The 23,362-nt window shown below is 68.4% G+C and carries 22 protein-coding genes; 7 read left to right on the top strand and 15 right to left on the bottom strand.

Going from position 1 to position 23,362, the window contains the following annotated elements; genetic code table 11:
• Positions 1 to 47: 47 nt before the first annotated feature.
• On the top strand, positions 48 to 716 hold the full coding sequence (locus SFB74_RS30925) for a glutathione S-transferase family protein (RefSeq protein WP_432728187.1): 669 nt from the start codon (positions 48 to 50) through the stop codon (positions 714 to 716).
• On the top strand, positions 713 to 1,702 hold the full coding sequence (locus SFB74_RS30920) for a pyridoxamine 5'-phosphate oxidase family protein (RefSeq protein ID WP_432728186.1): 990 nt from the start codon (positions 713 to 715) through the stop codon (positions 1,700 to 1,702). The genes SFB74_RS30925 and SFB74_RS30920 overlap by 4 nt, the downstream gene beginning before the upstream one ends.
• On the opposite strand, the gene SFB74_RS30915 is transcribed toward SFB74_RS30920, so the two are convergent.
• On the bottom strand, positions 1,660 to 2,805 hold the full coding sequence (locus SFB74_RS30915) for a cytochrome P450 (RefSeq protein ID WP_432732027.1): 1,146 nt from the start codon (positions 2,803 to 2,805) through the stop codon (positions 1,660 to 1,662). The genes SFB74_RS30920 and SFB74_RS30915 overlap by 43 nt on opposite strands.
• A 112-nt stretch (positions 2,806 to 2,917) precedes the next feature.
• Here SFB74_RS30915 and SFB74_RS30910 point away from each other — a divergent pair, with 112 nt between their 5' ends.
• A complete protein-coding gene (locus tag SFB74_RS30910) occupies positions 2,918 to 3,622 on the top strand; it encodes an ArsR/SmtB family transcription factor (protein WP_432728185.1) in 705 nt (234 codons plus the stop codon).
• A 153-nt stretch (positions 3,623 to 3,775) separates the two neighbouring features.
• On the opposite strand, the gene SFB74_RS30905 is transcribed toward SFB74_RS30910, so the two are convergent.
• From SFB74_RS30905 to SFB74_RS30870, 8 genes are all read right to left on the bottom strand, one after another.
• On the bottom strand, positions 3,776 to 4,732 hold the full coding sequence (locus SFB74_RS30905; RefSeq protein WP_432732026.1) for a Bug family tripartite tricarboxylate transporter substrate binding protein: 957 nt from the start codon (positions 4,730 to 4,732) through the stop codon (positions 3,776 to 3,778).
• A 175-nt stretch (positions 4,733 to 4,907) separates the two neighbouring features.
• Positions 4,908 to 5,921 carry a Bug family tripartite tricarboxylate transporter substrate binding protein gene (locus SFB74_RS30900; RefSeq protein ID WP_432728184.1) on the bottom strand — a complete coding sequence of 338 codons (1,014 nt, stop codon included), beginning with the start codon at positions 5,919 to 5,921 and terminating at the stop codon, positions 4,908 to 4,910.
• Positions 5,922 to 6,046: 125 nt separating this feature from the next.
• The gene (locus SFB74_RS30895; protein ID WP_432728183.1) at positions 6,047 to 7,564 is read right to left on the bottom strand and encodes an AMP nucleosidase; all 1,518 of its coding nucleotides are present in this window, start codon (positions 7,562 to 7,564) and stop codon (positions 6,047 to 6,049) included.
• A gap of 50 nt (positions 7,565 to 7,614) precedes the next feature.
• Positions 7,615 to 8,166: a TIGR00725 family protein gene (locus SFB74_RS30890; RefSeq protein ID WP_432728182.1), complete on the bottom strand. Its 552-nt coding sequence runs from the start codon at positions 8,164 to 8,166 to the stop codon at positions 7,615 to 7,617.
• Entirely contained in the window at positions 8,114 to 8,938 is an 825-nt protein-coding gene (locus SFB74_RS30885; RefSeq protein ID WP_432728181.1) for an ABC transporter permease, read from the bottom strand. The genes SFB74_RS30890 and SFB74_RS30885 overlap by 53 nt, the downstream gene beginning before the upstream one ends.
• 6 nt (positions 8,939 to 8,944) lie before the next feature.
• A complete protein-coding gene (locus SFB74_RS30880) occupies positions 8,945 to 10,024 on the bottom strand; it encodes an extracellular solute-binding protein (RefSeq protein WP_432728180.1) in 1,080 nt (359 codons plus the stop codon).
• A 34-nt stretch (positions 10,025 to 10,058) separates the two neighbouring features.
• On the bottom strand, positions 10,059 to 11,087 hold the full coding sequence (locus tag SFB74_RS30875; protein WP_432728179.1) for an ABC transporter ATP-binding protein: 1,029 nt from the start codon (positions 11,085 to 11,087) through the stop codon (positions 10,059 to 10,061).
• A gap of 19 nt (positions 11,088 to 11,106) precedes the next feature.
• Positions 11,107 to 11,874, bottom strand: a complete 768-nt coding sequence (locus tag SFB74_RS30870) for an ABC transporter permease (protein WP_432728178.1) — start codon at positions 11,872 to 11,874, stop codon at positions 11,107 to 11,109.
• 185 nt (positions 11,875 to 12,059) lie between these two features.
• Between SFB74_RS30870 and SFB74_RS30865 the strand changes: the two genes are divergently transcribed.
• A complete protein-coding gene (locus SFB74_RS30865) occupies positions 12,060 to 12,974 on the top strand; it encodes a LysR substrate-binding domain-containing protein (protein ID WP_093307307.1) in 915 nt (304 codons plus the stop codon).
• Between the two features lie 55 nt (positions 12,975 to 13,029).
• Positions 13,030 to 13,932: a ketopantoate reductase family protein gene (locus SFB74_RS30860; protein ID WP_432728177.1), complete on the top strand. Its 903-nt coding sequence runs from the start codon at positions 13,030 to 13,032 to the stop codon at positions 13,930 to 13,932.
• Positions 13,933 to 14,041: 109 nt separating this feature from the next.
• Here the strand turns inward: SFB74_RS30860 and gorA are convergent, their stop codons facing one another.
• On the bottom strand, positions 14,042 to 15,400 hold the full coding sequence (gene gorA / locus SFB74_RS30855; RefSeq protein ID WP_432728176.1) for a glutathione-disulfide reductase: 1,359 nt from the start codon (positions 15,398 to 15,400) through the stop codon (positions 14,042 to 14,044).
• Between the two features lie 174 nt (positions 15,401 to 15,574).
• On the opposite strand from gorA, the gene SFB74_RS30850 reads away from it, so the two are divergent.
• The gene (locus SFB74_RS30850; protein ID WP_432728175.1) at positions 15,575 to 15,877 is read left to right on the top strand and encodes a double zinc ribbon domain-containing protein; all 303 of its coding nucleotides are present in this window, start codon (positions 15,575 to 15,577) and stop codon (positions 15,875 to 15,877) included.
• Positions 15,878 to 15,892: 15 nt separating this feature from the next.
• Here the strand turns inward: SFB74_RS30850 and SFB74_RS30845 are convergent, their stop codons facing one another.
• A complete protein-coding gene (locus SFB74_RS30845; RefSeq protein WP_432728174.1) occupies positions 15,893 to 17,203 on the bottom strand; it encodes a hypothetical protein in 1,311 nt (436 codons plus the stop codon).
• Between the two features lie 153 nt (positions 17,204 to 17,356).
• Between SFB74_RS30845 and SFB74_RS30840 the strand changes: the two genes are divergently transcribed.
• Entirely contained in the window at positions 17,357 to 19,402 is a 2,046-nt protein-coding gene (locus SFB74_RS30840; protein WP_432728173.1) for a PEP/pyruvate-binding domain-containing protein, read from the top strand.
• 36 nt (positions 19,403 to 19,438) lie between these two features.
• On the opposite strand, the gene SFB74_RS30835 is transcribed toward SFB74_RS30840, so the two are convergent.
• From SFB74_RS30835 to SFB74_RS30820, 4 genes are all read right to left on the bottom strand, one after another.
• A complete protein-coding gene (locus SFB74_RS30835; RefSeq protein ID WP_432728172.1) occupies positions 19,439 to 19,756 on the bottom strand; it encodes a DUF2645 family protein in 318 nt (105 codons plus the stop codon).
• Positions 19,757 to 19,758: 2 nt separating this feature from the next.
• Positions 19,759 to 20,466, bottom strand: a complete 708-nt coding sequence (locus tag SFB74_RS30830) for a hypothetical protein (protein WP_432728171.1) — start codon at positions 20,464 to 20,466, stop codon at positions 19,759 to 19,761.
• Positions 20,467 to 20,753: 287 nt separating this feature from the next.
• Entirely contained in the window at positions 20,754 to 22,712 is a 1,959-nt protein-coding gene (locus SFB74_RS30825) for a TRAP transporter large permease (protein WP_432728170.1), read from the bottom strand.
• Complete coding sequence (locus tag SFB74_RS30820; protein WP_432728169.1) at positions 22,709 to 23,329, bottom strand: TRAP transporter small permease subunit; 621 nt, start codon at positions 23,327 to 23,329, stop codon at positions 22,709 to 22,711. The genes SFB74_RS30825 and SFB74_RS30820 overlap by 4 nt, the downstream gene beginning before the upstream one ends.
• Positions 23,330 to 23,362: the final 33 nt, after the last annotated feature.

Genomic DNA, 23,362 nt, shown 5'->3' with positions numbered 1-23,362 from the left:
GAAGAATCCAGCCCATGCCCCACATCTGCGCAGAAAAGGAATCGCCCATGACCGCCGCCGCTCGCTCCGCTCAGCCCGCCCAGCCCATCAAGCTCTACGGCTCCCCCATCTCGGGCCATGTGCATCGCGTGCGCCTGTTCCTCACGATGCTCGGACTGCCCTTCGAGAGCATCGAGCTCGACATGCGCAAGCGCGAGAACCGCACGCCGGAGTTTCTCGCGCGCAACCCTTTCGGCCAGGTGCCGGTGATCGAGGACGGCGATCTCACGCTGGCCGATTCGAACGCCATCCTGGTCTACCTCAACGAGCGCTATGCGCCCGATCCTTCGCGCTGGATGCCGCGCGATGCGGTCGGCGCGGCGCGCGTGCAGCGCTGGTTCTCGGTGGCGGCCGGTCCGCTGGCGTACGGCCCGGCGGCGGCGCGGATCATCGCGCTGTTCGGCCATTCGGCCGACCCGACCGAGATCGTCAAGCGTTCGCACGCGCTGCTGTCGGTGATGGAGATGCACCTGGAGCAGCAACCCTTTCTCGCGGGCCCGTCCGCCACGCTGGCCGACATCGCGAACTATGCGTATGTAGCGCGCGCGCCCGAAGGCAGCGTGTCGCTCGACGGCTATCCGAACGTGCGCGAATGGCTGGTTCGGGTGGAGGCCCTGCCGGGCTTCGTGCCGATGGTGCGCACGCCCGCAAACCCTGCAACGGAGGCCAGCTCATGATCGCCGCGCCATTCCATGCCGGTGAACGCGCGCTGCAGGCGCTGGCAGGCTCGCGCGAGCAGATGGAGGTCGCCGGCCCCCGCGTGATCCGCGACTACATGCCCGACCAGCACCGCGAGTTCTTCTCGCTGCTGCCCTTCATCGTGGCCGGCAGTCTCGACGCCGACCTGCAGCCCTGGGCCAGCGTGCTCGCCGCGCCCATCGGCTTCGTGCACTCGCCCGATGCCACGCACCTGCGCGTGGATGCGCTGCCGACGGCGGGCGATCCGCTCGTCGGCCAGCTGAAGCAGGGCGCCACTCTGGGCCTGCTCGGCATCCAGCCGCACACGCGGCGGCGCAACCGCATGAACGGCACGGTGGAGTCGCTCGACGCCGCGGGCTTCATGGTCGCGGTGCAGCAGAGCTTCGGCAACTGCCCGCGCTACATCCAGGCGCGCGAGCCGGAGTTCGTCGCGCCGCGCGGCAACGTGACACCCGCGCAATGGCTCGACAGGCTCGATCTCGCGGCGCACAGGCTCATCGGCAGTGCCGACACGCTGTTCATCGCCACCGCCTATCCGGACGAGGCCGCGACGGGCGACGAGGCCGATGCGAGTTCGCACGGCGTCGACGTATCGCATCGCGGCGGCCGCCCGGGCTTCATGCGCATCGACGGCGACGACACGCTCGTGCTGCCGGACTTCAACGGCAACCGCTTCTTCAACACGCTGGGCAACCTGTCGGTGCACCCGCGCGCGGGGCTGCTGTTCGTCGACTTCGACAGCGGCGACCTGCTGCATGTGGCAGCCACCGCGGAGATCGTGTGGAACGGGCCCGAGGTGGCCGCGTTCGAGGGCGCCGAGCGGCTGGTGCGCTTTCACGTCGAGCACGCGCTGCGCCGCCCGGGAGCGCTGCCGCTGCGCTGGGGCGACGCGCAGCTGTCGCCGCACCTTGCGGGCACGGGTCAGTGGAATACGGGGATGCGCCCGTTGACCGACGGCCGGTAGCCCCAGCCGCGCTGGCGCTGCGCGTCGAGGTCGAGGCCGCGATGCAGCAGCGCGTGCAGGCTGGCCGCCGCCAGCGTGCAGGCCAGCGCCTGTCCAGGGCATGCGTGCATGCCGTGGCCGAAGCCGAGCATGCGGCGGCGGGCGCGCACGGGCATGAAGCGGTCTGGCTCCGGGTTGAACGCCGGGTCGCGATTGGCCGAGGCGAGCAGCACCAGCACCGTATCGCCCGCTGCAATCGTGGTGCCGGCGATGGTGACTGCTTCGGCTGCGAAGCGCCGCGTGTTGTGCACCGATGGATCGTGGCGCGCTGTTTCCTCGACGATGGCCTGGAGGCCGTCGCGCGTGCGCGTCGACGGCAGCAGCGAAGGCTCGCGCATCAGCGCGATGAGACTGTTGCCGACCAGCCCGGCCGTGGCATCGCATGTCTGAGACAACAGGCCCACGACGTTCGCGAGCAGCGAGCGCGACAGCGGCGCATCGCCTGCGCTCTCCGCCAGTACCGCTGCCAGCAGCGTGCCGTTCCGGGGCGGCGTGCCGGCGGCCAAGGACTCGAAGCGAGTCATCAGTTCGCCCGCGGCGGTGCTTGCGCGCTGAAGCTGTTCGGGGGTGGAGAGCGGCGAGAGGCAGGCCACGAAGTCGCGCATCCATCCGTCCACCTGCGGCAGCGCCTCGTCGGAAAAGCCGAGCAGGTGTGCGACGGACTGCACGGGCATCGAGAACAGCGTGTCGGAAAGCGGCTGCTGTTGCGGCACGCGCTGCGCCACCTGCAGGGCGGACGCGTACGCCGCGTTCAGGTCGAGCCCGGCGAGTGCGCGTTGCAGCGCGGGCCGGTGTGCCTGATGGGCCACGCCGTCGTTCATGCGAACCAGGTGGCCGAACACCTCGCCGGCCGGGCTGCCCACGATGGCGCGCGGCACGGGTTCGGCGGCCGGTCGCACGCGCAGGGCGCCGTGGGCCCGCAGCACCTGCTCGATCACGTCCGCGCGGCTCGCGACCCACAGACGCAGCTTCTCGTTCCACACGAGCGGCGGCCCGTCGCGAAGGGTGGCGTAGTACGGATAGGGGGCCGCGTGCGTGGCGGCCGCGACCGGATCTGCGGGCATGGTGGAGAGCGTGGGGCTTGGATTCGTCATGGCGCCAGTGTGCGATCGAAACTGCCGCCACACTTCGGCCGCGAACGAAGTGTGGCGTGCGCCGCCGTCTTAGGATGGGCGCATGGACGACACCCTTTCCTCATCCGCCGACTTCCAGCTCGCCCGCCTGGCCGGCGCGATCGCCGAGCCGGCACGGGCCCGCATGCTGAGCTGCCTGATGGACGGCCATGCGCGCACCGCCACCGAGCTCGCGACCGTCGCCGAGGTGGCCGCCTCCACCGCCAGTGCGCACCTCGCGCGCCTGAAGGAAGAGCGGCTGGTCGACATGCTGGTGCAGGGCAAGCACCGCTACTTCCGCCTCGCCAACGACGACGTCGCTTCCGCGCTCGAAAGCCTGATGGTGGTGGCCGGCACGCCCCGTACGCCATCCGCGCCCGAGTTCAAACCCAACACGCCGAGCCGCCTGCGCAGCGCGCGCACCTGCTACGACCACATGGCGGGTACGGCCGGCGTCGCGCTGCACGACCGGCTGCATGCGCAAGGCTGGCTCAGCGGCCTCCAGAGCGGCTCCTACGAGCTCACTACCGAAGGCGCGATCGCGCTGGAGAGCCTGGGTGTCGGGATCGATGAAGTGCGCCGTTCGCGCCGCCGCTTCGCCTGCGCCTGCCTCGACTGGAGCGAGCGCCGCCCGCACCTCGGCGGCGCGCTCGGCGCGGCGTGGCTGCAGCTGTCGCTGAAGCGCGGATGGGTCCGGCAGGAGCTCGACGGGCGGGCGCTCACGCTGACGCCGAAGGCGCTGCGGGAGATGCCGGAGCTCTTCGCCTGATCGAGCGGGGTCGAGTTCGCTGCAAGGCTTTGCAATATCGGGGCCCAAGGCCGGGGACACCACGGAACCGGCTTTGCCGGGCCGCAGGTGTCGCCCCCGGAAGGGGGGTGGAGCAGCGACACGAAGTGCGCGAAGCCTGGGGGTGAACCTGTTCTAGGCTTTCAGCTTGAGCAGGTAGATCAGCGGCCCGGCCATCGCCGTATCGAGATCGAGGAAGCTCTCGAAATCCTTGCCCGCCATCCAGTACGGGTCCCAGTTGTTGCGCTTGATGGTCTTCTGCCAGACGTCGGCCATGGTGGCGCGGCGCACGGCTTCGAGCAGCACGCCCTTGCGTTCGGCCGCGACCTTCTTGCCGGTGAGCACGCCGCGCCAGTTGGCGAGGTCGGCGTCCACGCCCTGTTCGCGCACCGAGGGAATGCCGAGGAACGGTCGCTTGGCCGACACGCCGATGGCGCGCAGCTTGCCGTTGGCCAGGTGGTCGCTGAATTCGCTGTAGCCCGAGATGCCGGCTGCCGCCTTGCCCGTTTCGAGCGCCTCGACCACCTGCGCGCCGCCCGGGTGCGGCTGGTAGACCAGCGCGCCCGCGTTGCCGGCCACGCGTGCCAGCATGCCGGCGTACATGTGGTCCACGCCGCCGGCGGAACCGCCCGCGATGACCGTCTTCGCGGCATCGGCGCGCAACTGCGCGATCAGGTCCTTCGGGGTCTTGATGGGGGAGTCGGCCTTCACGGCCACCACTTCGTAGTCGCTGGTGAGCCGCGCCACCGGCGCGACCTGCGCCATCGTGATGGCGGGCTTCTGCAGCGCGACCGCACCGACCATGACCATGCCGCTCATCAGCAGCGTGTCGGGGTCGGCGTCGTACTTCTCGACGTATTTGGCCAGGCCGATGGTGCCGCCCTTGCCGCCGATGTTCTCGTAGCTGATGTCGCCCACGGCACCCGAGGCGACCATCGCCGCGCCGAGCGCGCGACCGGTCTGGTCCCAGCCGCCGCCTTCGTTGGCGGGAATGACGATGCGCAGCTTGGGCGCCAGCTGGGCGTCAGCCGCGCCGGCCACCGAGGGCCAGAGCGAAGCCGGCGCCACGCCCGCGGCGGCGGCCGATGCCATCCACGCGGCGAAGCTGCGGCGAGACAGGCCCGTGGGCACAGTTGGCACGAAATGCGTCATTTTGTTTCCGGCTCCCTATAAAAGTAACCGAATGATTAACGAAAATCGTGTCAGACATTAGTGTCATTTGCTCAGGGAAAACCCGAACAAGACCCCGGGCGAGCGAACCGGCAGTTCAGGCTTTGAGCTTCAGCAGGTAGATCAGCGGGCCGGCCATCGCCGTGTCGGTCTCGAGGAAGTTCTCGAACTCCTTGCCCTCGAGCCAGAACGGGTCCCAGTTGTTCTGCTTGATGGCTTTCTGCCATGCCTCGGTGGCGGTGGCGCGCTTCACCACCGTCAGCAGCGCCGCCTTGCGGTATGGCGGCACCTTGCGGCCGGTGAGCACGCCGCGCCAGTTGGCGAGGTCGGCGTCCACGCCCTGCTCGCGCACCGAGGCGATGCCCTGGAACGGCCGCTTCGACGAGACGCCGATGGCGCGCAGCTTGCCGCTGGCGATGCTCTCGGCGAACTCGCTGTAGCCGGAGATGCCCGCCGCGGCCTTGCCGGCCTCGAGCGCCTCGACCACTTCCGCGCCGCCGGGGTGTGCCTGGTAGACCAGCGACTGCGAGGCATCCGCCACGCGCGCCAGCATGCCGGCGTACATGTGGTCCACGCCGCCGGCGGAGCCGCCCGCGATGACGGTGCCGGCCGCGTCCGTGCGCAGTTGGGCGATCAGGTCCTTGGGCGTCTTGATGGGGGAGTCGGCCTTCACCGCGATCACCTCGTAGTCGCTGGTGAGGCGGGCGATGGGCGCCATGTTGGCCATGGTGACCGTGGGCTTCTGCAGGGCCACCGCGCCGACCATGACCATGCCGCTCATCAGCAGCGTGTCGGGGTCGGCGTCGAATTTCTCGACGTACTTCGCAAGGCCGATGGTGCCGCCCTTGCCGCCGATGTTCTCGTACACCACGTTGCCGACCGCGCCCGACGCCAGCATGGCGGCGCCCAGCGCACGGCCCGTCTGGTCCCAGCCGCCGCCTTCGCTGGCGGGAATCACGATGCGCAGCCTGTTGCTCAGCGGTGCATCGGCGGCATGAGCCTGGCGCGGCCACAGGGCGGCATGCCCCCCGCCAACTGCTGCGGCCGAGGCCGCGATCCATGCAGAGAAACTGCGACGGGAGAGGGAGGAAACGGAGCGCGACTGGGTCATCTTCTTTCCGGTTGTCGTGGGATAGACCGGATGATGTCCGCGAAACGCGCCATTCCCGCGCGGCCGCGGGCAGGACAAACCCTGAGGCCCGGGCCTTCGCGAGGCCCCTGCTGGAGCCGTTCTTCTTACTGGAACGCCACTTCGGCGAAGCTGCGCAGCTTGCGGCTGTGCAGCCGGGTCGAGCCCTCGGCGCGCAGGATGTCGATGGCCCGCATGCCGATGCGCAGGTGCTGCTCCACGCGCTCGCGGTAGAAGTGGTTGGCCATGCCGGGCAGCTTGATCTCGCCGTGCAGCGGCTTGTCGCTCACGCACAGCAGGGTGCCGTAGGGCACGCGGAAGCGGAAGCCGTTGGCCGCGATGGTCGCGCTTTCCATGTCCAGCGCCACCGCGCGGCTCTGGCTGAAGCGGCGCTGCGGCTGGTTGCCCGGCAGCAGCTCCCAGTTGCGGTTGTCGGTGCTGGCCACGGTGCCGGTGCGCATGATCTTCTTCAGGTCGGGGCCTTCGTAGCGCGTGACGTCGGCCACGGCTTTTTCCAGCGCGAGCTGGATCTCCGACAGCGCCGGGATGGGCACCCACAGCGGCAGCTCTTCGTCGAGCACGTGGTCCTCGCGCACGTAGGCGTGGGCCAGCACGTAGTCGCCGAGCTGCTGCGTGTTGCGCAGGCCTGCGCAGTGGCCCAGCATCATCCAGGCATGCGGGCGCAGCACCGCGATGTGGTCGGTGATGGTCTTGGCGTTGGCCGGGCCGACGCCGATGTTGACCATGGTGGTGCCGCTGCAGTCTTCGCGCACCAGGTGGTAGGCCGGCATCTGCGGCAGGCGCGGCGGCGCGGTGCCCTGGCTGCCGTCGAGCAGGTGGCCGTAGGTGGCGCTCGAGCCCGCGGGCAGCCCGCGACGGCGCGTGACCACGTTGCCGGGCTCGATGAAGGCGACGTACTCGCTGTTCTCGTCGGCCATGGCCTCGTGGCCCAGGCGCACGAACTCGTCGATGTAGAACTGGTAGTTGGTGAAGAGCACGAAGTTCTGGAACCACTCGGGTGCCGTGCCCGAGTAGTGGCGCAGGCGGTGCAGCGAGTAGTCCACGCGCGCGGCCGTGAAGAGCGACAGCGGCTGCGCCTCGCCGTCGCGCGCCTCGAAGGTGCCGTTGGCGATGCCGTCGTCCATCACGCCCAGGTCGGGCAGGTCGAACACGTCGCGCATGAGGGCGCGGCGCTCGGCGCTCATGGTGCCTTCGATGTGGTCGTTCTCGGCGAAGGAGAAGTGGATCGGAATGGGCTGCGTGCTGGTGCCGACCTCGAGCTCGACCTGGTGGTTTTCGAGCAGCAGGCGGAACTGGTCGAGGTAGTAGCGCGCGAACAGGTCGGGGCGCGTGAGCGTGGTCTCGTAGCGGCCGGGGCCGGCCACGAAGCCGTAGCTCAGGCCGGCGTTGGCCGGCGGCGTGTGGCGCGAGACGGTGTGGGTGTGCACCCGCACGAAGGGGTAGCAGGCCCGCACCCGCCCCGGCAGTTCCTCGCCGGCGACGAAGCGCAGCATCGATTCACGCAGGTGCGCGAGGCCGCCCTGGTAGATGAGCTTGACCTGCTCGAGTGCGGCGGCGGCGTCGGTGAAGCGGGTGGGAGCGACGAAGGTTGGCATGTAGGGCATGCCGGCATTGTGCAATGCGGCCGTGGCGGCCGCTGTGTCGCCAGGCTGGGCTAGGCCAGGAGGCAGGCCAGCACCTTCGCCAGCATGTCGTTCACGTCCGAAGCCTGCACCGCGCCGGGCAGCGCCACGTCGCCGTGCATCACGAACACCGGCTTGCCCCACTTGAGCCCCAGCGCCATTTCCGACAGCGTGCCCATGTTGCCGCCGATGGCGACCAGGCACACGCCGCTGCGCGCGACGATGCCGTTGCGCATCTCGCCCATGCCCGTGGGAATGGCCACGCTGAGCCACTCGTTGGCGTTGCGGTCGTCGTCCTCGGGCAGGATGCCCACGGCGATGCCGCCGGCTTCCACGGCGCCGCGCGACGCTGCGGCCATCACGCCGCCGCGCCCGCCGCAGACCACCGACATGCCCGCGCCGGCCAGCGCATGCGCCACCGCGTGCGCCGCCTCGCATTCGGCCGGGCCGCCGTCGCCGGGGCCGATGATGGCCACCGGCTGCCGGTGGCGCTGCGGCCCCCGCTGCTTCTGCGCGAGGCGCGCGAGCGCCTCAGTGACCTGCGCCGGCAGCGCCACCGCGCTCGCGCCTTCGCGTAAAGACATCGCCCACTCCCATCACGATCACACACACAACCATCAGCACCAGCGACAGGGCCGCCGCCACCGCGAAATCGGAACCGCCGTCGCCCACCTGCGCCAGCAGCATCAGCGGCAGGATGTTGAGCTGCGTACCCACCAGCGCCAGCGCCGTGCCGTAGGTGCCCATCGCAATGGCAGCCACCATGCAGGCGTTCGACAGCACCGAGGGCAGCACCTCGGGCACCACCGTGTCCCAGAAAGCGCGCGAGCGCGATGCGCCCAGCGTGCGCGCGGCCTGTGCCGGGCGCATGTCGAGGTTCGCGAACACCGGGTAGAGCGACAGCGCCACACGCGGAATCAGGTAGTAGGCATACGCAAAACCCAGGCCCGACACGCTGTAGATCCAGCTGCCGATGGCGGCCGGGTCGGCTCCCAGGCCCGCGAGCAGCTGCGTCACGAAGCCGGCCCGGCCGAAGGCCAGGATGAAGCCGTAGGCGATCACCAGCCCCGAGAAAGCCAGCGGCAGGCCCAGCAAGGTCATCATCCATCGGCGCCGGCCTTCCGGCTGGCGAGCCAGTTCGATCGCGATGCAGGTGCCCACGACCGCCGACATCGCACCCGCCGCGAGCCCCAGCGCCAGCGTGTTGCGCAGTGCCCCGAAGAAAAGCGGGTTGCCGAACAGCCGGCCGAAGGCGCTGCCGCCCTCGCCGAAGGCCTCGGGCAGCAGCGCCGCCAGCGGCACCGCGAAGAACAGCGCCATGAAGGCCCATGCGGGCCAGGCGCCAAAGCGTCGCATGGCTGCTTACTTGCCCAGCGCGGCCTGCGCCCAGAGCTTGTCGATCTCGGCCTTGCGCTCCGAGGCCTTCACCACGTCGAGCGGCTTGATCTGCGGCGCGGCCGGCATCTTGGCGGCCACGTCGGCGGCGAGAGGCGTACCCGGAACTGCAGGACGCACGAAGCCTTGGGCGAATAGCGACTGGCCGGCCTCGCTCATGATGAAGTTGAGCCAAAGCTTGCCGGCGTTCGGGTTCGGGCCGTTCTTCACGAGGCTGATGGCGTAGGGCGCGGCCACGCTGGCTTCCTTCGGAATCACGACTTCCACCGCGTCGCCCATGCCGTCGACGTGCTTGGCCTTGAGGCCGTCGTTCTCGTAGCTGATCCACACCGGGATCTCGCCCTTGAGGAACTTGGCATAGGGCGTGGTGCCTTCCACGCGCAGCACGTTGCCGGCCGCATGCAGCTTGCCGAGGTAGTCGGTGCCGGGCTGCACGTTGTCGACGCTGCCGCCGTTGGCATACGCCGCCGCGAAGGTCAGAACCTGGCCGATGCCGGTGGAGCGCGGGTCGAGGTAGACCACCGTGTTCTTGAACTCGGGCTTGAGCAGATCGGCCCAGCCGGTGGGCACGTTCTTCACCAGCTTCTTGTTGACCAGGAAGGCGATGTTGAGCGTGTGGATGGTGAACCAGCGGCCCTCGGCCTCGCGGAACACGGCCGGCAGCTTGTCGAAGTTGACGGGCTTGAAGGGGGCGACCACGTCCTTCTTCGCGGCGTCGACGGCGGAGGCGGCGAAGTAGTAGGCGGTGTCGGCCTGCGGGCGGCGCTTGGTCTTCTCGAGCGCGACCACGGTGGCGGCGGAGCCGATGTCGTTGTAGGTCAGCTCGATCTCGGGATAGCGCTTCTTGAAGTCGCGGAACAGCGATTTCCAGTTGGCCCATTCGGGGCCGGTGTCGAAGGAGACGCACAGGCCTTCCTTCTGCGCCTCGGCGTACAGCGCCTTCTCGCCCGCGTAGAGCTCGGGGCCGTCGAAGGCGAATGCGGTGCGTGCCGCGAGGGTGGCCAGGGGCAGTGCGCCGGCGGCCTGGATCAGATGTCTGCGTTGCATGGTGGCTCCTTGGAGGAAGGTTTCAGTGGTCTATTCAGTTGTCGAGCAGGCGCAGGTGCTCCGGCGCGATGGCGATGGCTTCCGCCGCCGGCATCGCCGATTCGGCGAGGAAGGGCTTGCCAGCGCCCGGCACTTCGAAGTCGTAGCGCGTGAGCGCGCCCAGGTAGCGCTGCGCGCCGGTGCGGCCCGCGAGGCGGTTCACGGCGTCGGTCGCCGGGTCGGTCCGGATGTGCTCGGGCCGCACCAGCACGTGCACCGCGGTGCCGAAGGCGCGCTGCCCGGTGTCGGCGAAGAGTTCGGCGAAGCCCATGTCCAGCCGGCCGGGTGCGGCCACCTTCGCGGGCAGGATCGTCGAGAGCCCGACGAACTCCGCCACCGCGCGGCTCGCGGGGTTCTCGTAGATGTCGCGCGGCGTGGCGATCTGCAGCAGCCGGCCGTCCTTGAGCATGGCGACGCGGTCGGCCATGGCCAGCGCTTCTTCCTGGTCGTGCGTGACCAGCAGCGTGGTGGCGTTGAAGCGCTGCTGGATGGCGCGGATCTGGTCGCGCAGGTGGCCGCGCACGCTGGCGTCGAGGGCCGAGAGCGGCTCGTCGAGCAGCAGGGCGCGCGGGTCGATGGCCAGTGCGCGGGCCAGCGCCACGCGCTGCTGCTGCCCGCCCGAGAGCTGCGCCACGGCGCGCTGCGAGAACTCGCCCAGCCCGACGATGTCGAGCAGTTCCTGCGCGCGCTGGCGCCGCTCGGCGGTCGCCACCTTGCGCAGCTTGAGGCCGTAGGCCACGTTGTCGAGCACGCTCAGGTGCGGAAAGAGCGCGTAGCTCTGGAACACCATGCCGATGTGGCGCTGGTGCACCGGCGTGCGCGACATGTCTTCGCCGTCGAGCGCGATGCGGCCGGTGTGGCCCGTCTCCAGCCCAGACACCAGCTTCAGCAGCGTCGACTTGCCCGAGCCGCTGGGCCCGATCACCGCAACCAGTTCGCCGGTGCGCACGTCGAGCGACACGTCATGCAGTCCGTGCGTGCTGCCGGGGTAGTTGTAGCTGACGTTGTCGAGGAGGAGGCTCATGGCGTATCGGTTCTGCCGCTTATGCGCGTTGCTTCACGAGGGAAGAGGAAAGAAGCGCCGACGCGCTCGCCAGCACCAGCAGGATCACCGTGGCCGCGCAGGCAAAACCCGTCGCGCCGTAGAAGGCCTGCAGCAGCACCACTGGATAGGTGCGGTTCTGGAAACTCGTGAGCAGGTTCGACACGCCGAACTCGCCCACCGAGATGGCCGCCACCATCACCAGCCCGCTGATCAGGCTCTGGCGCAGGCTGGGCAGCACGATGCCGGTGAACTGCTGCCAGCCCGAGGCGCCGAGCGTGGCGGCGGCCTGCTCGAGCCGGCCCAGGTCGAGGTGGCGCAGGTCGGTGAGCAGCGTGTTGGTGAGATAGGGCAGCGTGAGGATCGCGTGCGCCGCGATCAGCAGCGGCATCGAACCCAGCCAGGGCGCGAGGTCGGTGTTGAACACGATCATGTAGCCGAAGGCCAGCGTGATCGCGGGCACCGCCACCGGCGTGGCGCTCACGATGCGCGCCGCCAGGCTGCCGCCGCGCCGCGCGCCGTGATAGAGCGCGTAGGCCAGCGGCAGCGCCAGCACGGTGTTGATGGCGCAGGCCGCCAACGCCACCACGAGGCTGCTCACGAAGGCCTTGCGGAAGGATGTGTCGAGCCAGAGGTCGAGATACCACTGCCCCGTGATGCCCGTGGGCAGCAGCGTGTTGGTCCAGTTGCCGCCCACGCTGCCGACCAGCAGCAGCGCGATGGGCAGCAGCAGGTACAGGCCGTAGATGAGCGAGATGACGCGAACCAAGCTTGCCTCCGAATGTCATTGGCGCCCGGCATACTTTCCGGATGCGCTACTGTTCGCGGCGAGCGAACCGCCGCGTTGCCTCGAATTCTAGGAATCGCGTGCGTACTTATGGGTGAAAGTTGGATGACGACACTTGAGCAATCGGAAAGCGTTTTTCACGCGGCTTTCATGAAGCGGAGCGAAGCATGAAGCGCGACTGCCCGACCATCCAGGAGCTGCTGGCCTTCGACGCGGTGGCGCGGCACCAGAGCATCACGCTCGCGGCCGGGGCGCTGTGCATCACCGTGAGCGCCGTCAGCAAGCAGATCGCCGGGCTCGAGGCCTTCCTGGGCCGCGAGCTGCTGCAGAAGAACGGGCGCGGCGTGCAGCTCACGCCTCAGGGCCGCGTGTACTGGCAGAAGATCTCCGGCGGCCTGCGCGCCATCGAGACCGCGACCTTCGAGGCGCGCTCGGGCGACGCTGGCGCCGGCCTGCTCACGCTGGCCAGCGTGCCCACCTTCCTCACCAAATGGCTCATTCCGCGCCTGCCCGCCTTCAGCCAGAAGAGCCGGCACGTCATGCTGAGCTTCAGCCGCCACCTGGAGCCCAGCGACGGCATCCCGGCCGGCGTGGACGCCGCCATCCGCTACGGCCCCGACGGCTGGCCCGGCGTGGTGTCCGAATACATCGCGGGGCGCGAGTTCGTGCTGATCGTGGCGCGTTCGCTGGTGGAAGGGCGCCACCGCATCGCGCAGCCCGCCGACATCGTCGGCCACACGCTGCTGCACCACGAGGGAGCGCCCACCGCGTGGCGCCTGTGGGCCGTGCAGCACGGCGTGCCCGAGGTGCAGATTGTGGCGGGCCCGCGCTTCGCGCAGTATTCGGCGCTGATCCAGGCGGCGCTCAACGGCCTGGGCATCGGCCTGGTGCCCAAGCTGCTGGTGCAGGAAGAGCTGGCCGAAGGCGCGCTGCTGAGCCCCTGCGGCACACCGGTCAGCGTGAACCAGGGACACTACCTCTGCTACCGGCCCGACCGCCTCGACCTGCCGGCCTTCGCGGCGTTCCGTGAATGGCTGCTGGACGAGGGGCTGAAGTCGCGCGGAGTGGAAACCGAGGCATGAAGCCGCCGTCCTGGTCAGGCTCTTTTTCCGGACAGACAAGCAAGGAAACGAATCGATGAAAGTCGCAGTGATGGGCGCCGGCGCGGTCGGCTGCTACTACGGGGCGATGCTCGCGCGCGCCGGGCACGAAGTGGTGCTGGTCGGCCGGCCCTCGCACGTGGAGGCTGTCAATGCCAAGGGCCTGCGTCTTGAGACCAAGGCGTTCGACGAGCGCGTGCGCGTTGCCGCGAGCACGCAGGCCTCGGCGGTGCAGGGCGCCGACCTCGTGCTGTTCTGCGTGAAATCCACCGACACCGAATCGGCCGCCGAACAGATCAAGCCGCATCTCGCTCCCGGCGCGCTGGTGCTCACGCTGCAGAACGGCGTGGACAACGACGAGCGCGTGCGCTCGGTGCTGCCGTCCAACGAGGTGGCGGCCGCCGTCGTCTACGTGGCGACTGAGATGGCCGGGCCGGGCCATGTGAAGCACCACGGGCGCGGCGAACTGGTGATCGCGCCCTCGGGCCGCAGCGAGGAAGTGGCGCGGCACCTCGAGGCCGCCGGCGTGCCCACGCAGATATCCGCCAACGTGCGCGGGTCGCTATGGGCCAAGCTGATCCTCAACTGCGCCTACAACGCGCTCTCCGCCGTCACGCAGTTGCCCTACGGCGTGATCGTGAAGGGAACCGGAGTTGCAGACGTGATCCGCGACGTGGTGGCCGAATGCCTCGCGGTCGCGAAGGCAGAGGGCGTGGAAGTGGTGGGCGACACCGACGCCGCGGTTCGCGCCATCGCGCAGACCATGCCCTCGCAATACTCGTCGACCGCGCAGGATCTCGCGCGCGACAAGCCCACCGAGATCGACCACCTCAACGGCCTCATCGTGCGGCGCGGCGAGGCGCTGGGCGTGCCCACGCCGGCGAATCGCGTGCTGTTCGTGCTGGTGAAGCTGCTCGAGGGCAAGCAACGCTCGAGTTGACCCCGATCTGGCGGGGAACACCGCGGAACCGGTTTTGCCGGGCCGCAGGTGTTGCCCCCGGGGGGAAGGCGTGCGCGACACGAGGTGCGCGCAGCCTGGGGGCGAGCCCTTACCCCGGCATCGGCTCGCGCATCGTCACGAACTCTTCGGCGGCGGTGGGGTGGATGCCCACCGTGCCGTCGAAGATCGCCTTCGTCGCGCCCGCGCGCATCGCCACAGCGAAGCCCTGCACGATCTCGCCCGCGTCGGCGCCCACCATGTGCAGGCCCACCACGCGGTCGGTGGCCTTCTCGACCACCAGCTTCATGAAGGTGCGCTCGCTGCGGCCAGAGAGCGTGTGGCGCAGCGACTTGAATTCGCTGGAGAACACCGTGACCTCGCCGAACTTCGCGCGCGCGTCGAGTTCGGTGTAGCCGCAGGTGCCGATGTTCGGATGCGTGAACACGGCGGTGGGAATGAACTCGTAGTCGAGCCGTCGTTTTCCCTTGCCGAAGAGTTCGTCGACCACCACCATCGCCTCGGCCAGCGCCACCGGCGTGAGCTGCACGCGCGTGGACACGTCGCCCACCGCGTAGATCGACGGCACCGAGCTGCGGTAGTGCGCGTCGACCGCGATCGCGCCGCGCTCGTCGAGCTTCACGCCCGCCGCCTCCAGGCCCAGCCCCTGCGTGTTGGGTACGCGGCCGGTGGCGAAGAGCACGGTGTCGGCCTCGATCTGCTGGCCGCGCGCGAGCGTGACCGTGAGGCCGTCTGGGCCACGCGTGACCGAGGCGGCCTCGCAGTTCAGCCGTACGTCGACGCCGGCCTTGCCCATCTCGTTCGCGAGGAACTGCCGCACGTCGTCGTCGAAGCCGGTGAGCAGGTGCGCGCGGCGGTGCAACTGCGTGACCTTGGAGCCCAGCCCGTTGAAGATCGATGCGAACTCGCAGGCGATGTAGCCGCCGCCCACCACCAGCAGGCGCTTGGGGAACGGGTCGAGATCGAACATCGCGTCGGAGGTCACGATGTGCTCGCGGCCCTGGATGTCGGGCACGAAGGGCGTGCCGCCGGTGGCCACGAGCAGGTGGCGGGCGGTGTGGCGCTTGCCGCCGATCTCCACCGTGTGCGGGTCGACCAGCTGGGCCCATCCGGTGACGAGCGTGACGCCCGCGTTCTTCAGCAGCGAGGCGTAGATGCCGTTGAGCCGCGTGATCTCCTTCGCGCGCTGGGCCTTCAGGTGTGCCCAGTCGAATTGCGGCGCCTCGGGCAGCTTCCAGCCGTAGCCCGCGGCCTCCTCGAAGGATTCGGCATAGCCGGCCGCGTAGCTGTAGAGCTTCTTGGGAATGCAGCCCACGTTGACGCAGGTGCCGCCGAGTTCGGCGGCCTCGGCCAGGGCGACGCGGGCGCCGGTCTGCGCCGCCATGCGCGCGGCGCGAACGCCACCGCTGCCGCCGCCGATGACGAAGAGATCGAAGTCGAATGTGGGCATGAGAAAGCTTGGCTCCTTTGGCCGCCGACTGTAGCGGCGGGGTGAAGACGGCGCTTCAAGCGGGGCTTGCTTGACTCTGAAGCTGCTTCAGGGATTCCACTGTCCGCAGGCCCTGCGGGAGTTCATCGCCGTCGGCGACGCTCCAGCGGGCCGTCAGCTCTCAGGGAGAAACACATGGGAATGCTCGAAAGGCTTTTCGGAGGCCACGGCGGATCGCGGCATGGCGGCGGTGGTGGCGGCGGCGGCGGCCATCATGGTTCCAGAGGCGGCCATGGCTACGGCAACGGCGCGCCGCCGGCGGGCGGCGGCGCGTGCCCGTCGTGCCGCGCCACCAATGCGCCGGGCGCGCGCTTCTGCCAGCAATGCGGCGGCTCGATGCAACCGGCCGCCTGCAGGCAGTGCGGCACCGCGATGCAGGCCGGCGCGAGGTTCTGCGCCCAGTGCGGCCAGCCTTCGGAAGCCGCGCCGCGCGGCTGAAGCGCTGCAGCCTGCCTACTGGCGCGAGTCCGGGGAAGTCCAGAGCCGACGCGGGTCATCGCCGGCGGGCTGGTTCGGCTGCGGCGGGATGCCGCGTTGCTGTTGCAACGCGCGCAACTGGGCTTGCTGCAGGGCCTGTTGCTGAGCCTGCGCCTGCTGCTGCATCTGCGCGGCGCGCTGCTGCATCTCCTGTTGCTGGCGAAGCATCTGCTGCTGCGCCTGTGCCTGCTGCTGGGCCGCGCGCATCTGCTGTGCCTGTTGCTGTTGGAGCAACTGCTGTTGCTGCTGCATGGCTTGCGCCTGCGCGGCGCGCTGCTGCATTTCCTGCTGCTGGCGCAAGGCCTGCTGTTGCTGCTGCTGGAGTTGGAGCTGCAACTGCTGTTGTTGCTGCTGTTGCTGCCAGCGGTCCTGCTCGGCGCGCTGGCGCCAGTCGCGCCGCTGCTGCCACTCGCGTTGCTGGCGCCAGTCTTCCTGCCGACGCCACTCCTCCTGCTGGCGCCAGTCCTGTTCGCGCTGCCAGTCCATCTGCTGCTGGGCGGCCTGCGCGGCGCGCTGCTGCTGCATCCACTGCTCCTGTTGCTGCGCCTGCTCGTACTCGATCTGCTGCTGCCGCGCGATCAGCGCCGCCGGCGGCACCACCACGGCGGGCTGGGCGTAGCGTGCGGAGCCTGGCTGGCCCTCGAAGCGGCCGCGTTCTGCAACCCAGGTGTCGAAGCTGCTGTTCTGCGATCGCGTGGTGCGCACGGTCGTGAGGTTGCGGCCCGACACCGTGGTCTGCTGGCGCGCGGTCAGCAGCTGCGAGATGCCGTTCTGGCCATGCAGCGTGAGATGGCCCGAGGCCACCGCCGCCCAGGTGGTCGTGGTGTCGGCCTCGTCGATGGCGATGCGGTATTCGCCCGGCGCACCGATCGCCACCGAGGCATTGGGGGTGACGATGCTGATGCGCTGGCCCGAAGCCATGTCGCGCACGCTCAGCTGCAGGTTGCCCCGGCCCGCGTCGATGCGCACGGTGTCCTCGTCGATGCCGGAGAACTCCACGGATGTCCCGCCGTCCAGGCGCAGCGCGGCCGGGCCGATGTAGACCTCGGCGCGTGCGTTGCGGTCGGTCCAGATGCGATCGCCGACGGCGAGCTGGCGGCCCGGCCGGGCGGCGGACCAGCGGTCGTCGCCGGCGGAGGAGACGCTCACGGTTCCCTGCTGCAGGTTCAGGCGCGCGATGGGCACCTGCTGCGCGCTGGCCGCGAAGCCGGCGCACACCAGCGCCAGCCCGAGCAGCCAGCGGCGCAGCGGTCGTTGAAAGGCCGAAAGGCTTGTGGTGCGATTCATGTGGTTTCTCTGATCCCCGGATGGACGAAGCGATGGTGCTGTTCTGATGACGCTGTTTGTAACGCGCGAGAATCCGCTGCCGCTGTCACCGCGCGACCCCTGCTTGGTGAAGCGCGCGTGCAATCGGAAACCGGCTGTAAGGAGGGACACCACATGAAAAACCAGAAAAGCGCACGGCCAGCGGGCAAGTCGTGCTTCCAAAACAGTAGCGCGGTCATCGCCTGCGCCGCGGCTGCAATGCTGCTGGCGGCGCTGCCCGCCGCAGCCCAGCTGGCGCGCAAGCCCTCGTATTACCAGCAGCAGAACCAGCCGCAGCCCGAAGGGCCGGCCGCGCAGCTCGTGCCGCGCCCCTCGGTGCCGTCGTCGCTGCCCGCGTTGCGCAGCCAGGGCGACTTCGACCAGATGGCGCGCGTCTACGATGCCGGCACGCCGATGCAGCTCGCCCATGTGCTGTTCGCCATCGACAGGCAGGCGAAGCCGCCGCGCATGTACTACATCGACACGCCGCGCTACCAGCTGCACGTGCGCTTCCTGCGCGACACCCGGCTCGTGCCCAACACCATCAAGCGCGAGATCGACCGCAACTACCTCGCGCCCGACCGCCGCTTCCTGTTCGGCACGCTGAGCTGGCAGCAGAACATCGGCAGCTTCACCTACGAATTCTGGGAAGGCGACAAGCTCACCGCGCCGCTGCTGCGGCAGGCCGACCAGCAGGTCAAGGCCAGCTTCTTCGCGCCTGTGAAGTTCAAGACCAACTCGACGCTGCACGAGCGCGTGGCGAAGGAGACCGGCATCGATTTCGTGAGCCAGGAGGCGCTGATCCGCGAGCAGCCCTTCCTGCCGATGAACCTCGGCACCGCCACCGGCCGCGTACGCATCGTGGACGACGAGGCAGGCATCAACGCACTGCTGCCCGACGACATCGCCGTGCTGCGGCAGGTGCCCATCGGCCTGCCGCCGGTGGCGGCCGTGCTGACCGAGCGGCCATCGACCGCGCTCTCGCACGTCAACCTGCTGGCCAAGGGCTGGGGCATTCCCAATGCCTACGTGCGCGACGCCGCCTCCGTGCTGAAGGAGCATGCCGGCCAGTGGGTGGCGCTGAAGGTGGCGGCCTCGGGCTACCAGGTGCGACGGCTCACGCCGGAAGAGATCGCCGCGCTGCCGCCGCGCGCCGTGCGCACCGCCGCCACGGGAGCCGTGCCCGGCAGCTCGCGCGCCATCAAGCCCGACCTGCGCGAAAGCCGGCTGCTGCCGCTGGCCTCGCTGCGCGCGCGCAACAGCGCGCAGTGCGGCGTCAAGGCCGCGAACCTCGGCGCCATGCAGGCCGCGCACATCCCGGGCACCTCGGTGCCCGACGGCTTCTGCATTCCCTTCGCGCACTACGACCGCTTCATGCGCGCCAACGGCCTGGCCGATCGCATCGCGCGCATGCAGCAGCAGCCGGGCTTCGCGAGCGATCCGAAGGTCCGCCAGAAGGCGCTGGCACAGCTGCGCGACGAGATCGTGCAATGGCCGGTCGATGCTGCCACCGCGGCCGGCTGGCGCGCGGCATGGCAGTCGCAGCTCGGCGGCGGAGGCGTGTTCGTGCGCAGCTCGTCCAACTCGGAAGACCTGCCCGGCTTCAGCGGCGCGGGGCTCTACACCACCGTGCCCAACGTCAAGACCGGCGACGCGCTCGAGGTGGCCGTGAAGAAGGTCTGGGCCTCGGTGTTCAACCCCGAGGCCTGGGAGGCTCGCAGCGCGGCGGGCTTCGGCGCAGAGTCGGTGCTGATGGGCGTGTTCGTGCAGACCGCCATCGACTCGACCAATGCCGGCGTGATGATCACCCGCGACCCCTTCGACGCGGGGCATCCGCACATCACCTACATCTCGGCCAAGCGCGGCATCGGCATCCGCGTGGTCGAGGGCCGGCGCGTGGCCGAGCAGGTGATGTACTCGAGCTGGTCCAAGGCCATCCAGGTGCTGAGCCGCTCGGCCGAAGACACGGCGCTGCAGCTCGACAAGGACGGCGGCGTGAAGGAAGTGCCGGTGGAGGCCGGACGCAACGTGCTGACCGACGAGCTGGTGGTGCGCCTGGCCAACGTGGGCGCGGCGGTGAAGCGCACCTTCAACGCCGTCGACCAGGACATCGAATGGGCGACGGTGGGCGATCGCGTCGTGCTGCTGCAGGCGCGGCCGTACGTGGAGCGGCGGCGCTGAGACGGGGCCGCGGGCCTTCAACCTGCGACCGCCAGTTCAGCACAGCGGGTAGTAGATGAAAAACCGCCACCCCCAGACAGCCAGCAAGGCAACAGCTATCCAGAGGGAGTAATGTGTTTTTTTCTTTCGAATCGACTGGGTGGCTGCCAAAACCAGGAGCGGAATTAAAAAGGCGAAAGAAAAGAACCTGACGCTGATATCGTCGTCAAGCGGAAGTCCGCAAAATGTCAGCCCCTCGGATTTTGCACTTGGTTCGTCCAGCATCCATTCATACTTGTTCATTGGCATGAGAAGCATGAAGGCAATGCAAAAGAAAGCATATGCCGACGCCAGTGCCACACCTATTTTTTTCATCGTCAGACTTTATCCAGAAGAGTTAGAACGTGGTCGCGATGCTCCAGCATCCTGCGCCCATACTCCGAAAACTGCCTGCCTTGACTGCCCGGAGGGAGTTTGATGGAATTTGCGAAATCACCCAGTGCGCGCTCGATGCCTCGGTTATAACGAGAACCGGCAACGATGAATTGTTCGTCCGTGAGATTTGAAGTATCGATCCCCGGGTAGTCGAACAGGATGAGATTTTTCAGGTGCCGAGCAACGATGTTCAAATTGAATGCGTCGGTCTCAAGGCACGTAATCAAGTTCATTCGGTCCAGGTACGACAGCAGTTCAACCGGAATCCCGAGCTCCTTCGAGGCAACCCGCAGTTGAATGCTTACTGCGCCAACCGAAGTTTCTTCGGGCGGCTTGCCAAACTTGACAGGTCTTCCCGCTAGCGTTCGCTGCAACGTGCGCGCCCGAAATGCGGGTCTTTTTATGCCGTCAGGCTTGCCGCCCACCTCGGCCCAGGCAACGCAGGCGAGCAGAACTGGAGGGATTCGATGCTGCTCCGCTGCATCTTTGATGCGAAATTTATTGTAAACAACCCAGCCATCTTTGTAGGCTTCCAAATACGCCCGGCCGCCGCCCATTTTTTCCGATAGTGCGCGCCATTTGAAGATATCCCAACTATTCCATTTTGGATAATTGGAATTATCTGGCGCGCAAAACTCCCTGCCGCTCATGTGTCGCTCCCTTTTTGAATCCAGGCATCATAGTGAGAGCGAATATTTCATTGAGTGGCAGCCTGCGAAATTCTGCACGCTTGAATATATATTTATTCAGGGTGCACGGCGCGCCGAGCAATACGCAGCCTGCCGAGAGCATTCGACTCCGAAAAGGCGCTAGTTTCGGGGGTTCAGGCGGCTGTAAACCGCAAGGGCTGATCGGGCCCTTTACTGCCCGTACGCCAAGCGTCGCATGCGGCTGAATGAGCGGGCACGGCATTGCCGTGCTCGCACTCGACGCGCTTTTACTTGTACAGCAACTGCGGCAACCACAACCCGATCTGCGGCCACATGTACAGCAGCACGATCGCAAGCACCTGGATGCCCATGAAGGGCAGCATGCCCAGGAAGATCTGGTTCAGCGTGACGTGCGGCGGGCTCACGCCCTTCAGGTAGAAGGCGGCCATCGCCACCGGGGGCGAGAGGAACGCGGTCTGCAGGTTCAGCGCCACCAGCAGCCCGAAGAACAGCGGGTCGACGCCGAAGTTGTCCAGCAACGGGATGAAGATGGGCATGAAGATCACGATGATCTCGGTCCACTCCAGCGGCCATCCCAGCAGGAAGATGATGACCTGGCTCAGGATCAGGAACTCCACCTTCGTGAGGTTCATGCCGAGCACCCACTCCTCCACCAGCGCCTGGCCGCCGAGCAGCGCGAACGCGGCCGAGAAGATGGCCGAGCCCACGAAGAGCCAGCACACCATGGCCGATGTCTTGGCCGTGAGGAACACCGACTCCTTCAGCACCGCGAGGTTGAGCCGCCGGTAGGCCGCCGCCAGCAGCATGCCGCCGAGTGCGCCCATGGCGGCCGCCTCGGTGGGTGTGGCGAGGCCCAGCACGATCGAGCCGAGTACAGAGAGGATCAGCAGCACCAGCGGGAAGAACGACGCCAGCAGCATCTTGAAGATCTCGAGCCGCGCGAAGCTCAGGAACAGGTAGAAGAGCGTGACGATGGCGCCGAAGATGGCGAAGGTGACCCACCACCAGGTCGGCGCGGGGCGTTCGGTGGCGGCCTGGCTCGCGGCTTCGGCGGACTCCGTGCCGCTTGCGGCTGCCGGTGGCGCGGTCGGCGCGCCCGGAGGTTCGGCCAGCGAGCCGGAACTGCCCGTGGCGGCGGCCGGCGGCTCGTCGGAGGGAGGCTCCTGGAGCCCTCCTTCCTGCGGTGGCTCCTGCAGCCCGCCTTCGGCCGGTGGCTCCTGAAGGCCGCCCGACGCCTGCTCGCTGCTGCTTCGCACCGCCCCGATCTCCTCGACCTCGTAGCGCTCCTGCACTTGCACCGTCGTCACCGCCTTGTAGCTGAAGGCGGCCAGCACGAGGAAGAGTACGCCCGGCATCGCGACGATGCCCAACTGCTTCAGCACATGCGAGAACGGTACGTCGGCATTGCGCCGGCCTTTCAGCAGCCCGACCAGCGCATGCGCCGCGGGGCTGTCGGCCAGTCGTTGCGACAGAGGCGGCAGCGGCACCACCCGCTCGGCCTGCGACAGCGGCGGCGCCCACTGCGGCTTGAGCCACGCGATGATGATCACGTACAGCACGTAGAGCGACGCGAGCATCAGCCCCGGAAAGAAGGCGCCCGCGTACAGCTGCACCACCGAGACGCCCGCCGTCGCGCCGTACACGATCAGCAGCACCGATGGCGGAATCAGGATGCCCAGGCAGCCGCCGGCGGTGATGGCGCCCGCGGCCAGCGGCACGCTGTAGCCCGCGCGCAGCATGGCCGGCAGCGCCAGCAGTCCCATCAGCGTGACCACCGCGCCCACGATGCCGGTGGCCGTGGCGAAGATGGTGCATGTGACCAGCGTCGCCACCGCGAGCGCGCCGGGCAGCCGCGCGAGCGCCAGGTGCAGGCTCCTGAAGAGCGACTCGATGAGGTTCGCACGCTCCACCAGGTAGCCCATGAACACGAACAGCGGCACCGCGATGAGCACGTCGTTGGCCATGGTCTTGAAGGCCGACTGCACCATCAGGTCGAGCGTGCGGTGCCAGTCGCGGTCGTAGGCCAGCCAGGTGAAGAGCATGCCCATGCCCATCAGCGTGAACGCGGTGGGAAAGCCCAGCATGATGGCCACCACCACCAGCGAGAGCATCAGCAGGCCGAGGTGGCCGTTGGTGATGGTGGGCGCGTTCGCCAGCACCGCGACGGCGCCGATCACGATCAGCGCCATGAACGAGAGACCGAACCAGAGTTCGCGGCGGATCATCGCGCGGCCTCCCTGGAAGTGACCACGCGGTCGAGCGCGGCGATGTCCTCGTCCTTCACGTGCACCATCTCCTTGAGCTTCTCGACGTCGACTTCCTCCACGTCCTGCTCGCGCGAAGGCCAGGCGCCCTCGCGGATGCAGCGCACGCAGCGGATGATCTCCACCAGCCCCTGCAGCAGCAGCGTGAAGCCGGCAAGCGGAATGACGAACTTGAACGGGTACAGCGGCAGCGGTTCCGCCGAGAAGGTCTGCTCGCGGATGGCGAGCGACTCGCCCGCGTAGACCCATCCGGCCCACGTCAGCGCGACGATGCCGGGCAGGAAGAAGACGATGTAGAGCACCAGGTCCACCAGCGCCTGCGTGCGCGGGCGGAAGAAACCGTAGAGCACGTCGCCGCGCACGTGGCCGTTCTTCGAGAGCGTGTAGGCGCCCGCGGTCATGAACATGGTGCCGTACAGCATGATCTGCGCGTCCAGCACCCAGGCGTGGGGCTTGTTGAGGGCGTAGCGCGAGAACACCTCCCAGCTGATCAGCAGCGTGAGCAGCAGGGCGCACCAGGCGAAGGTCTTGCCGATCCATGTGGAGAACCGGTCGACCGCCAGCAGGAAAGATTGCATCGGAACGAACTCCTCGCCGCGTCATCCTTCGCG

This window comes from Variovorax xiamenensis (genome assembly GCF_050916385.1).
GTDB lineage: Bacteria > Pseudomonadota > Gammaproteobacteria > Burkholderiales > Burkholderiaceae_C > Variovorax.
Note: the sequence above shows the minus strand (reverse complement) of the source record. Positions and strands in the feature narration are given on the sequence as shown.